This window comes from Clostridium sp. AF32-7AC (assembly GCF_003477925.1).
Lineage (GTDB): Bacteria > Bacillota > Clostridia > Lachnospirales > Lachnospiraceae > Otoolea > Otoolea fessa.
Window position 1 is genome coordinate 54,402 of the sequence record NZ_QUEG01000012.1, and the last position, 13,015, is coordinate 67,416.

12 protein-coding genes are annotated in these 13,015 nt (G+C 47.7%); all 12 read left to right on the top strand.

Annotated features, from left to right (window positions below; translation table 11 throughout):
- The first annotated feature begins 2 nt into the window (after positions 1-2).
- A complete protein-coding gene (locus tag DWZ45_RS13490; RefSeq protein ID WP_022359883.1) occupies positions 3-377 on the top strand; it encodes a RidA family protein in 375 nt (124 codons plus the stop codon).
- A 293-nt stretch (positions 378-670) separates the two neighbouring features.
- On the top strand, positions 671-1,759 hold the full coding sequence (locus DWZ45_RS13495) for a helix-turn-helix domain-containing protein (protein ID WP_107001479.1): 1,089 nt from the start codon (positions 671-673) through the stop codon (positions 1,757-1,759).
- A 79-nt stretch (positions 1,760-1,838) separates the two neighbouring features.
- Positions 1,839-2,522 carry a cell division ATP-binding protein FtsE gene (gene ftsE / locus DWZ45_RS13500; protein WP_118469420.1) on the top strand — a complete coding sequence of 228 codons (684 nt, stop codon included), beginning with the start codon at positions 1,839-1,841 and terminating at the stop codon, positions 2,520-2,522.
- Positions 2,512-3,420, top strand: a complete 909-nt coding sequence (ftsX, locus tag DWZ45_RS13505) for a permease-like cell division protein FtsX (protein WP_022359886.1) — start codon at positions 2,512-2,514, stop codon at positions 3,418-3,420. The genes ftsE and ftsX overlap by 11 nt, the downstream gene beginning before the upstream one ends.
- 67 nt (positions 3,421-3,487) lie before the next feature.
- Positions 3,488-4,765, top strand: a complete 1,278-nt coding sequence (locus DWZ45_RS13510) for a M23 family metallopeptidase (RefSeq protein WP_118469421.1) — start codon at positions 3,488-3,490, stop codon at positions 4,763-4,765.
- A gap of 212 nt (positions 4,766-4,977) precedes the next feature.
- Positions 4,978-6,246 (top strand): S41 family peptidase, encoded by a 1,269-nt coding sequence (locus DWZ45_RS13515; protein ID WP_022359888.1) that lies wholly within the window; start codon positions 4,978-4,980, stop codon positions 6,244-6,246.
- Between the two features lie 239 nt (positions 6,247-6,485).
- Positions 6,486-7,115, top strand: a complete 630-nt coding sequence (gene pth / locus DWZ45_RS13520; RefSeq protein ID WP_118469422.1) for an aminoacyl-tRNA hydrolase — start codon at positions 6,486-6,488, stop codon at positions 7,113-7,115.
- Positions 7,112-10,642 (top strand): transcription-repair coupling factor, encoded by a 3,531-nt coding sequence (gene mfd, locus DWZ45_RS13525; RefSeq protein WP_118469423.1) that lies wholly within the window; start codon positions 7,112-7,114, stop codon positions 10,640-10,642. The genes pth and mfd overlap by 4 nt, the downstream gene beginning before the upstream one ends.
- Before the next feature lie 137 nt (positions 10,643-10,779).
- Positions 10,780-11,433, top strand: a complete 654-nt coding sequence (locus tag DWZ45_RS13530; protein ID WP_118469424.1) for a hypothetical protein — start codon at positions 10,780-10,782, stop codon at positions 11,431-11,433.
- Positions 11,434-11,450: 17 nt separating this feature from the next.
- Complete coding sequence (locus DWZ45_RS13535; RefSeq protein WP_107001485.1) at positions 11,451-11,756, top strand: hypothetical protein; 306 nt, start codon at positions 11,451-11,453, stop codon at positions 11,754-11,756.
- Positions 11,757-11,820: 64 nt separating this feature from the next.
- Positions 11,821-12,216, top strand: coding sequence for a BlaI/MecI/CopY family transcriptional regulator (locus tag DWZ45_RS13540; protein WP_107001486.1), 396 nt, complete (start codon positions 11,821-11,823; stop codon positions 12,214-12,216).
- Positions 12,213-13,015: M56 family metallopeptidase (locus tag DWZ45_RS13545; RefSeq protein ID WP_147353116.1), on the top strand; the 803-nt coding region annotated here is incomplete at its 3' end. The genes DWZ45_RS13540 and DWZ45_RS13545, both read left to right, overlap by 4 nt.

Consider the following 13,015-nt stretch of genomic DNA (forward strand, 5'->3'; position numbering starts at 1 on the left):
ACATGAAGAAAGTAATCAGCACAACCAATGCACCGGCAGCGATCGGCCCGTATTCCCAGGCAATCGAGGTAAATGGAATGGTATTTGCATCCGGTCAGATTCCGGTCAATCCGGCAACCGGCGAGATCCCGGAGGGAATCGAGGCTCAGGCAGAGCAGGTTTTAAACAATGTAAAGAATCTTCTGGCGGCAGCAGGTGCTTCCATGGAGCAGGTTGTAAAGACCACCGTATTTATCCAGAACATGGATGATTTTGGAAAAGTAAATGAAATCTATGCGAAATATTTCGAGGGCGCATGCCCGGCACGTTCCTGCGTCGAGGTATCTAAACTTCCGAAGGGCGTCCTGATGGAGATGGAAGCGATCGCAGCAAAATAAGAATGAATCGCATATTTGGAAAATTTCGCCGGAAAAACAAGTTCCAGTCTGTGAAAATCCCGGCGTGTGAGGGCAAAATGACGAAAAAATTCACTTTTTTTCGTCCGCCCTCTTTTTTTTTTCGTCACTTTGCTTTAAAATAAAGGGAAAGATCCGTCCAAGATTCAGATGGGGAACGGTTATGGTCCACAGGCACAGATTGCCGGAGGGGTAACAAACGGGTTTGGGGAATGACAGGTTGAAAGACCCGGAAACACAGCTGGACGGAGGATAAAAGAAAAGGAGAGAGGAATATGATTTCGAACCAGATACTCCAGACAAACATTGAGGGGTTAAAAGGAATTACGCGTGTCGATCTCTGTATCTGTGATACGGAAGGCAAGGTGCTGGCATCCACATTTACTGGCGCTGAGGAATATGAGAGTGCAATTCTGGCTTTCGTAGACTCTCCGGCGGACAGCCAGGTGATACAGGGATATCAGTTTTTCAAGGTGTTTGACGATCACCAGTTAGAATATATACTTCTTGCCAAGGGTGGAAGCGACGACGTATACATGGTCGGTAAGATGGCAGCATTTCAGGTTCAGAACCTGCTGGTAGCTTATAAGGAGCGCTTTGACAAGGACAATTTTATCAAGAACCTGCTGCTTGACAACCTGCTTCTGGTTGACATTTATAACCGTGCGAAGAAGCTGCACATCGAGACGAACGTCAAGCGGATCGTATTTATCATTGAGACGCAGCATGAGAAGGATGTGAATGCACTTGAGACCGTCCGCAGCCTGTTCTCGACCAAGACGAAGGATTTCATCACGGCAGTGGATGAGAAGAACATTATTCTAGTCAAGGAAGTGAAGCCGGGTGAGACGTACGACGATCTGGAAAAGACAGCCACATCGATCGTAGATATGCTCAATACCGAGTCCCTGACACGTGTCAGCGTGGCATTCGGTACGATCGTCAACGAGATCAAGGACGTATCGCGTTCTTATAAAGAGGCGAAGATGGCGCTGGATGTAGGAAAGATTTTCTACAGCAGCAAAAATGTGGTCGCATACAGCAAGCTGGGAATCGGACGTCTGATCTATCAGCTGCCGCTGCCGCTGTGCCGGATGTTTATCAAGGAAATTTTTGATGGCAAATCGCCGGATGAGTTTGATGAGGAGACTCTTACGACAATCAACAAGTTCTTCGAGAACAGCCTGAACGTATCAGAGACTTCCCGACAGCTTTACATCCACCGCAACACACTGGTATACCGTCTGGATAAGCTCCAGAAGAGCACGGGATTGGATCTGCGGGTGTTTGAGGATGCGATCACATTTAAGATTGCCCTGATGGTTGTAAAATATATGAAATACATGGAAAACCTGGATTATTAATCCAAATTGCTGTGGCGGGGAGGAAGATTGCCTTTGCCGCAGCAATTTCATTTGGAGAATTGAAAAAGAGGATTTACGCATGATAGAGGTTAAAAATCTCACCAAGACGTACAAGACGGGGAATAAAGCCTTAAAGGAAATCAATATTCAGATTCAGGACGGCGAGTTTGTTTTCATTATGGGACGAAGCGGTTCCGGCAAATCGACGCTTTTAAAGCTTCTTTTGAAGGAGCTGGAGCCGACTTCCGGCCAGATTATCGTCAACGATATGGATCTGGAAAAGATGCCGAGGCGCTACATCCCGAAGTACCGCAGACGGCTGGGAATGGTGTTTCAGGATTTCCGTCTGTTGAAGGATAAAACAGTATATGAAAATGTCGCGTTTGCACAGCGGGTCATCGGCGTATCGCCCCGTGAGATTAAGAAAAATGTGCCGGAAATGCTCCGACTGGTAGGGCTTTCTTCAAAATATAAAGCATACCCGAACCAGCTCTCGGGCGGCGAGCAGCAGCGTGTTGCGATTGCCCGTGCGCTGATCAACTCGCCGGAGATACTTCTGGCGGACGAGCCGACGGGAAACCTGGATGTACATAATTCCATGGAGATCATGGAGCTTCTGGAGGAGATAAACCGGCGCGGGACGACGGTGCTTGTGGTAACACACAGCCGGGAGATCGTAGCAGAGATGGGAAAACGTGTGATCACGCTGACGCGCGGCGTGCTGACGGGAGATCAAAAAGGCGGTATCTGGCATGAAAATTAGTACATTGATTTATTGCACCAAGGAGGGCATGCGCAATATCATCCGGAATATCTGGTTTTCACTGGCGTCGGTGGCGATTATTTCGGCATGTATTTTCCTGTTCTGTATGTTTTTTGGCTTGATTGCCAACGTACAGTATATGGTGCGGAATGCAGAATCTACAGTAGGAATCACGGTTTTCTTCAATGAAGATATGAGTGAGGACGATATACAGAAAATCGGGGATGAGATACGCGCCCGCGATGAGGTCAAGGAAGTAAAGTATGTTTCTGCCGAGGAGGCATGGGAGAATTTTAAGAAAGAATATTTTAAGGGAGTCGAGGATCTGGCAGAAGGATTTGCGGATGACAACCCGTTAGCCGGTTCGGCGTCCTACGAGATCTATCTGAAAGACATTGACATGCAGGATGACATGGTTGCATGGCTTGGCACGGTGCAGGGAATCCGGAAGATCAATTATTCGAGCGATACGGCGTCCGGGCTTTCGAGCTTTAACAAGATGCTGGGACTTTTGTCGGCGGTGATCATCGCTATTCTGCTGGCAGTTGCTATCTTCCTTATCAGCAATACGATCACGACGGCAGCTGCATTTAGACGGGAGGAAAACCGGATCATGCGCCTGATCGGTGCGACGAATTTCATGATCCGTGCGCCGTTCGTTGTACAGGGTGTGATGATCGGTCTGGTTGGCGCGCTGATTCCGCTGGCGATCACGTATTTTCTGTATCGCCAGGCGGTTGTATATATGATGGAACGGTTTGATATCTTGTCGAACCTGATTGAATTTATCCCGATTCAGACCATTTTCCCGAGCATGGTAGCCGTGGCGATGGCGCTGGGCGTGGGAATCGGTTTTGTCGGAAGTTTCTTTACGATCCGCAGACATTTAAAGGTGTAAGAAACATTGGCGGCTGCTGTAGGAGAATGCGGCGGCAGCGGAAATTTGCGGTAAAAAGGATGAGAACATGAAAAAACAGGGATTGAAAATACGTGCGGCTCTGTTCCTTGTGACGGCGGCGCTGGCGTCTTCCCCAGTGCTGACCTCGGTGGCGGCAGCGACGAAAAAGGATGTAAGCAGCGCCAAGGATAAGAAAAGCGCCCTGGAACAGGAGAAAAAGAAGACCGAGGAGGCGATCAAAAGCCTTCAGGGTCTGAAAAGTAACACCGAGAGCTATGTCAAGGAGCTGGACACGAAGATGAATGATCTGCAGTCGCAGGTCACGAAGCTGGAAAATAATATTTCCAGCAAGCAGAAAAGCATCGATGAGACGGCGGTAAAGCTGGAAGAAGCGCAGAAAACCGAAAAAAAGCAGTATGCTTCGATGAAAATGCGTATCAAATATATGTATGAGAAGGGCGACAGCAGCTACTTAAATCTGCTTCTGGAAGCCCGTTCGCTCTCGGAGCTTTTAAACCGGGCAGAGTATGTTTCAAAGATTTCGGAGTATGATCGGAAGATGCTCGACCAGTATGTGGCGACGAAAGAGTCCATCGCGGACAGCAAGAAAAAGCTGGAGACGGAGAAGACGGAGCTGCAGGAGATGAAGACGCAGACGGAGGCAAAGCAGGATTCAGTTCAGCTTCTCCTGAATGAGAAAAATAAAGAACTCCAGAACGTCAACGCGCAGATCGGCGAGAAATCAGCGCAGGCGAAGGCGTATGAGGACGATATCAAGGCGCAGGAAGCCAAGATCGTGCAGATGGAGGCGGAGATTAAGAAGAAGGAAGCGGAAGAGGCGGCGAAAAAAGCGGCGGAGGAAGCTGCCAGAAAAGCCGCCGCAGCGGGAAAGACGAATAATTCGACCGCGAAAGGGAATACTGGCAGTACGACTACCACTTCGACGGGAAGTTCTTCGCTGCGCTGGCCGTGCCCTGCAAGCGGACGCATTACATCTGGATACGGAAAACGTAAATCACCGACGGCGGGTGCGTCCTCGAACCATAAGGGCATTGATATCAGCGCTTCGACCGGCAGCAGCATCGTGGCAGCCGCCGGAGGAACGGTTTCGATTGCAACTTACAGTTATTCGGCTGGAAATTATGTTGTGGTCAACCATGGAAATGGACTTTCAACCGTGTATATGCACTGTTCCCAGCTTCTGGTATCGGCAGGGGATACGGTAAAAGCCGGACAGACGATCGCGAAGGTAGGTTCGACCGGATATTCGACAGGTTCTCATCTGCATTTTGCAGTCCGCAAGAACGGAAGTTATGTAAACCCTTCGAGCTATGTAAGTCCGTAGTGCGGAAAGTATCAGGTGGCTGCAAAAGATGAAATCCGGGTAACTGTTCAGTAGGTCTGCGCATTTACTGCGCTGACCGTACGAAAACATGGACCAGCAGGCAAAAATCCCATTGCCGTAGGCAATTTTTGATGGATTTTTGCGCGTGACTGTGAAGGTACTGAACAGTTACAAATCCGGAAGGAATAGACAGGAATCAGGAGGCATAAGAGATGGACAGTAAAAATAAATTCTGGCGCGGTGTGATGGTCGGTGTGCTGGTGACAGCACTGGTGTGTCTGATCACGGTCGGTGCTTCGGCGGGTATTTACATGTTTGGACGCCGTGTGATCGATAACCAGACACAGGTACAGGTACAGACCGAGGGAACACCGTCGCAGGCACAGGAGCCGGTCAATTTTGAGAATGTCACGAAAAAGCTGGAGCAGATACAGGATATTATCGATAAAAAGTACCTGTTTGAGGAAAAAATTGATACATCCGAGGAGGAAGCCGGCATTTATCAGGGCTTTTTGAGTGGTTTAAATGATCCGTATGCGGTTTATTATACGCCGGACGAGCTGACAAGCTTCCTGGATGAGACAAATGGTTCTTACTGCGGCATCGGTGCTCTGGTATCCCAGAATGTCCAGACCGGCGTCAGCACGATCGTGCGCGTCTTTGAGGGCAGTCCGGCCGAGGAGGCGGGCATCCTTCCGGGTGATGCGCTTTATAAGGTAGACGGCACCGAGGTGATTGGCATGGATCTGTCGCTTCTGGTCAATAATTACGTCAAGGGCGAGGAAGGCAGCCAGCTGACGATCACGGTTTATCGTGAAAATAGCGACGAGTACAAGGATATCACCCTGACCCGCCGACCGATCGATGTGCAGACGGTGTCAGGCAAGATGCTGGATGAAGAGATCGGATATATTTCCGTTGCAGAGTTTGACCGTGTGACTGCCGATCAGTTTAAATCCAAGATCGAGGAACTGCAGGGCGAGGGCATGAAGCGCCTGATCATCGATCTGCGGAACAACCCGGGCGGCGAGGTGACGACGGTTGTCTCGATGGCGGATTATATCCTGAAAGATGGCGGACGGATCCTGACCGTGGCAAATAAGAAGGGCACGGAGGAGACATACGACGCTGAGGATGGACACAGCCTGGAGATCCCGATGGTTGTGCTGGTAAATGGCAATTCCGCCAGCGCGTCGGAGGTATTTACCGGTGCGATGAAGGATTACGGCGTGGCGACGATCGTCGGAACGAAGACTTTCGGTAAAGGTATCGTTCAGACGCTGATGCCGCTTTCGGATGGAAGCGCGATCAAGCTGACGACCGACCATTATTATACGCCGAATGGAAATGATATCCATGGAAAAGGCATCGAGCCGGATCTCGAGGTGGAGCTGGATGAAGAGGCGGCGCAGGAAGTCGTGATTCCAGAGGAGAAGGATAATCAGCTGCAGAAGGCGGTTGAGGTTGTGAAGGGAAAGTAACTTCTTATTTACACGACCCCAAAACTTACGGCACTTTCGGTTCCAAAAGTGTCTATCCGTGAACAGTAACTTTAAAAGTATCGAGAAAAATAAGTGCGTTAGATCCTGAAACAGCTTGAAAAAGTGGCAGTTTCAGGATTTAACGCTTAAAGTCGTGTCTGTTTTGGCTTTTTGAGAAAGACGATGAGTGAAGAATCTGGTATTTTTGATACTATAGAAAAAGAGGGAGAAATAGAATTATGTATGTAATTGCAGGACTTGGAAATCCGGGAAGAGAATATGAGGGAACCCGCCACAATGTGGGATTTATGACGCTGGATGCGCTGGCGGACAAGTATAACATTGATGTCCGGGAGAAAGCATTTAAGGGACTGATCGGAAAAGGCGTGATCGAGGGAAATAAGGTCATTCTGGTAAAGCCGCAGACGTATATGAATCTGAGCGGCGAGTGCATCCGTCAGGTGATGGATTATTATAAGGTAGATCCATCGGAGTTTATCGTGATTTATGACGATATCAGCCTGGTTCCGGGCGGCATCCGGATCCGCAAAAAAGGCAGCGCGGGCGGCCACAATGGAATCAAAAATATCATCGCCCATCTGGGAACGCAGGAATTTCCACGCGTGCGGATCGGTGTGGGCGAGAAGCCGGCGCGCATGGATCTGGCAGACTATGTGCTGGGACATTTTCCGAAAGAGGAAACCGAAACGATGACGACGGCGTTTAAGGACGGTGCGGCGGCAGTCGTGGATATGATGACAGAGGGCGTTGAGGCGGCGATGAACCATTTTAACGGCGCGGCGCGCGGGGAGAAGGAGAAGCTAGAGAAGCAGAAGGCGGAGAGGAAGGAGGAAGTCAAGACACAATGAGCGATTTATTTGCAAATCCGTTAGAGGAGATGATCGAGTTTCAGGATCTCAAGACGGATTTACAGCGCGGACAGGGACCGCTTCTTGTCACGGGATGCCTGGATTCGCAGAAGGTGCATCTGCTGTCCGAGCTTTCGGATCTGACGCCCTGGAAGCTGATTGTCACCTACGATGATTCGAGGGCGCGGGAGATCTGTGAGGATTACCGGTGCTTTGATACGGATATTTCGCTGTACCCGGCGAGGGATCTGCTGTTTTATACGTCGGATATCCACGGAAACCTGCTGACGAAACAGCGGATTCAGGTCATGCGGCGGGTCCTGGAGAGTTCCGGCGGCGTGGTGGTCACGACGATCGACGGGCTGATGGAACATCTGCTGCCGCTTGCGTGGATGAAAGAGCGGAGTCTCACGATCGGGACAGAAGATGTGGTCGAGGTCGGGAAGCTGACGCACGCCCTGGCAGAAATGGGATATGAGAAGGTCGCGCAGGTTGAGGGATCAGGGCAGTTTTCGGTGCGCGGCGGTATCATTGACATTTTCCCGCTGACGGAGGAGGTGCCGTACCGGATCGAGCTGTGGGGCGACGAGGTCGATTCGATCCGTACCTTCGACCCGGAGAGCCAGCGATCGATCGAGCAGGTGGATGAGGCAGTGATCTATCCGGCGACGGAGATGGCGCTGACGCCGGAGCAGATTCAGGATGGAACCGAGGCGATCGAGAAAGACCGCAGGAAATACGTGAAAAAGCTCCGGGATGCCATGAAGACGGAAGAGGCGTACCGGATGGATTCGGCTGTCTCGGAGGTCTTAGAGGGGCTTCGCGAGGGCTTCCGGGTGCATGGGCTGGGAAGCTATATCCGGTATTTCTGCAAGGAAACGGTATCGTTTTTAAACTATTTTCCAGTCGATGAGCTGACGATTTTCCTGGATGAGCCGCTGCGCTTGAAGGAAAAAGCAGAGACGACCGAGACGGAGTTCCGGGAGAGCATGTCGCACCGTCTCGAGGGCGGCTATCTGCTTCCGGGGCAGACTTCCTTCCTCTATTCGGCGAAGGAGACGCTGGCGATGGCAATGCGCCCGCGCACTCTTTTACTGCTGGGGCTGGATCAGAAGCTCTCCGGCATGACGGTTAAGAAAAAATACAGTCTGAGCGTTAAAAATGTCAATTCCTACCAGAATGGATTTGAGCTTTTAATCAGCGATCTGGCGCGCTGGAAGAAGGAAAAATACCGGGTGGTATTGCTGGCTGGTTCGCGGACGCGCGCGAGCCGTCTGGCGGGCGATCTGCGGGAGTATGATTTAAGTGCCTTCTGCCCGGATGAGGGCGAAAACACCGTGAAACCGGGTGAAATCCTGGTGACTTACGGAAAGCTGCATCGGGGATTTGAATATCCGCTGATTAAGTTCGTCGTGATCACCGAGGGAGACATGTTCGGCGGCGGACGGGGGCGGAAAAAGAAGAAAAAGACCTCCTACCAGGGTAAGAAAATCCAGAGCTTTTCCGAGCTTTCGATCGGCGATTATGTGGTGCATGAGAGCCACGGACTCGGCATTTACCGGGGCATTGAGAAGATCGAGCAGGACAAGGTCGTCAAGGATTACATCAAGATTGAGTACCGCGACGGCGGTAATCTCTACCTTCCGGCGACACGCCTGGAGGGAATCCAGAAATATGCCGGTTCGGATGCCAGGACGCCGAAGCTCAATAAACTGGGCGGAACGGAATGGAATAAAACGAAGAGCAAGGTGCGCGGGGCGGTCCGCGATATTGCAAAGGATCTCGTCGAGCTTTATGCGGCTCGCCAGCGGAGCGAGGGCTACCAGTATGGACCGGATACGGTCTGGCAGAGGGAGTTTGAGGAAATGTTCCCGTTTGAGGAGACGGAGGATCAGCTGGAGGCGATCGAGGCGACAAAAAAAGATATGGAAAGCCGCCGCATCATGGACCGCTTGATCTGCGGCGACGTTGGATATGGCAAGACGGAGATCGCGCTCCGGGCGGCATTTAAGGCGATTCAGGAGGGGAAGCAGGTTGTGTATCTGGTGCCGACCACAATTTTGGCGCAGCAGCATTACAATACCTTTGTGCAGCGAATGAAGGATTTCCCGGTCCGGGTCGATATGCTGTCGCGTTTCCGCACGGCGGGCGAGCAGAAAAAAACGCTGGAAGATCTGAAAAAAGGGCAGGTGGATGTCGTGATCGGAACGCACCGCGTCCTTTCTAAGGATGTTGTCTTTAAAAATCTGGGGCTTCTGATCATCGACGAGGAACAGCGTTTCGGTGTGGCGCATAAGGAAAAGATCAAGAAACTCAAGGAAAATGTGGATGTTCTGACGCTGACGGCGACGCCGATTCCACGTACCCTGCATATGAGCCTCATCGGCATCCGGGACATGAGTGTTCTGGAGGAACCGCCGGTAGACCGCCTGCCGATTCAGACCTACGTCATGGAGTACAACGACGAGATGGTGCGCGAGGCGATTCACAGGGAGCTGGCGCGGGGCGGACAGGTTTATTATGTCTACAACCGTGTCAATAACATCGACGAGGTGGCAAACCACGTGGCGGCGCTGGTGCCGGAGGCAAACGTTGTATTCGCCCACGGGCAGATGCACGAACATGAGCTGGAAAAAATCATGCTGGATTTCGTCGAGGGAAATATTGACGTTCTGGTGTCCACGACCATCATCGAGACAGGACTGGATATTCCGAATGCAAACACGATCATCATCCACGACGCCGACCGGCTGGGGCTGTCGCAGCTCTACCAGATCCGCGGGCGCGTCGGACGTTCCGGGCGGACTTCGTATGCGTTTCTCATGTACCGGCGCGACAAGCTGCTGCGTGAAGAGGCGGAAAAACGTCTGCAGGCGATCCGTGAATTTACGGAGCTGGGAAGCGGTATCAAGATTGCGATGCGCGATCTGGAGCTGCGCGGCGCCGGAAATCTTCTGGGCGCGGAACAGCATGGCCACATGCAGGCGGTCGGTTATGACCTGTACTGCAAGCTCTTAAACGAGGCGGTGCTGGCACTTCGAGGTGAGAACGAAGCCGAGGACTTCGAGACGGTGGTGGACTGCGACATCGACGCGTATATTCCGCCGTCCTACATCCGCAATGAATATCAGAAACTCGACGTTTACAAGCGGATTTCCGGTATTGAGAACCAGGAAGAGTACATGGATATGCAGGATGAGCTGATCGACCGCTTTGGCGAGATTCCACGTTCGGTGGAGAACCTGTTAAAGATCGCCGATCTAAAAGCGCTTGCTCATCAGGCGGGTGTCGTGGAGGTCGATGTAAAGAAGCAGGATATCACGATTCAGATGTACCAGAAAGCCGATCTGGACGTCTCCGGCATTCCGGCGCTGATGGAGAAATATAAGGGCACGCTGACCTTCAGGACGGGTGATGTGCCGTCGTTCTATTACCGCGATGTGCGGCAGAAACATACGGACTGCGAGATGATGCTTGTGAAGGCGCGGGAGATTCTTTCCGGGCTCGCGGCGCTGGCGAAAGAGTAGTTTTTAATTGTGTAGAAAAGATTGAAAGTATATTTGAAATGAAAATATATTTTTAATATTGACATATATAATCAAAGATGATAATATATAATCAAATTAAAGCTTGTTTACTAAATTTAAAGAAGGGAGGGATTCCAATGCAGCAAAAATGTGGGATGCTCATTAATAATGTGAATAACGTTAAGAGGTGGTTTTATGAAAAAAATTATGAGTATTTTATTGTCGATAGTTATGTCAACTTCATTGGTAATCCCATGGTAATCCCAACATTTGCGGAAGCGCCGCCATATTCAATAGATAAAGTGGCAACAAAGGTTGTGATTGATCAACATGAATTGAGAGATATTTATGATAAATATGCTTCGGTAACGGATGAAACTGTTGTGGAAGATATGTTAATGGAAGATTTTGGTTTTTCAAGATCGGAAGTTAAAGAATTATTGGAAGTAAGCAAAAGTGGTAGTGGAGGATCTACAGGTGCTTCGAGGGCATCTAGTATAACTGGAAGATTACCAGCAACAGCTGCTATAGGAACCGTTGTAAATATTGTGTATACAATTGATTTGCAAGAAATGAAAGATTTAGCGACAATAACTAATTTTATCGCAAGACAGGTAGGCGGAGCAGGAGCAGGGGTAGCAGTGGCAGCACTTGTTGCTAAAACAGTTTTAGCAGCTGCACAAAAGGGTGGCATAAACTATGCAAAAGTTACAATATCTTATACATATGGCTATAATAATGATGGAGTATTAGGGTGGACGCCAGGTTATACCAAGTATGAGTATTGGTAATAAAAAAGGGAGATGCAATGAAAGAGAATAGAGTATCAAATGAATTCCGTCAAGGAAGAGAAGCAACGTTTGCCGCTTTATTAATGGAACTGTGTCTTTGTGGGGAGCGAATTGCTTCCATAATGGGAATTAGAAATTGGTATGATCAGGTGGGAACTGTTAGAATTTTTCTTTGTATTTTGATTTTTTGTTATTATTATATAATTAAAAAACCAAGATTATTAGATACGCCTGAATGGTATGAGCTAATGAAAAAAGATAGAGTGATTTATGGAATGTGGATCTTGGAAATGATAATATTAGTTAGTAGTATTGGAACTTGAGTGAAAAACAAAGGGGGCGTCAGTTGCTCCCTTTGTTTCTATAAATTATGAGATTGGGAATTTTATGAAGAATAATTATTTAAGTGAACGAGAAATGAATGTTATGCAGGTTTTGTGGAAGTATGAAAAACCCATGACGGTGACAGAAATTGTAGAATCTGAAAAAGAATTGACAACGCCAACAGTCCATACTGTGTTAAGAAAATTGCTTGATAAGGGTTATGTTCAGGTTATTGATACAGTTCAGACTGGAAAAGTTTTTGCTAGGCGATATAAAGCGAAAAAGACTCAGGATGAAGAAATAGAAGAAAAAATAGAAAAATGTATGAAAAATTCTAGAAATCCTATGTCCTTTGTAAATACAATAACAGCAGCTTTGTTGAATGGAGCAGTAGATGAAGAGTCGGTTATTGACGAATTAGAACGTATAGTTCAAAAAAGAAAAAAAGAGATTTTATGAAAATAACATATACATCAATTTTATCGGCAATATGTAGTTCAATTTTGCTATTGGGTTTTTTGTCGGTTTATATATGGAAAAAGCAAGAAAATTATAGCTTGTATGAAGTAAAATTACTTATTTTTTGCACTGTACTAACAGGAGTAAGATTATTTTTTTCAATAGATATTTGCGGAATAAGTCATACGATAGGAATAAAAATATTATATCCAGAACTTTGTCGCTTTATGCGGGGGAAAATAGGATTTTTAAGTCATTTTTCTGTACTTTTTTTGATTAGTTTACTTGGAAGTTTTCTTATCTTAGTGCAAAAAAGTTTATCATATATATCATTTATAAAATTAATAAAAGAAATAAGACCGATAGAGTATATTCGTGTTAAAAAGTATAAAAAAGTGAAAAAAATACCAATATTGAAAGTTGATAGTATAGAAGATCCATTTATTGTTGGTATAAAAAATCCGTATATAATAATACCGAATATAGATGAAGAAACAAAAAAAATAGTACTCTTGCATGAAGTGGGACATTACATTAAAAGAGATTTATTTTTAAAGTGTTTTTTTGAAATATTATGTCTTTTATACTGGTGGAATCCGTTAGTATACATAGTTCGGTATTATTTTTCTAACATATTAGAAATAAGAAATGATTTAATTGTTTGTAATGAGTTATCTGAAATAGAAAAAATTCATTATGTTGAAATATTGTTAAAAATGTCTAGGACAAAAGCGTTAAAAAGGAGACTATGCGAATATAAGGTAAATAGTATAATAAATATCAATAAAGCCTTATATTA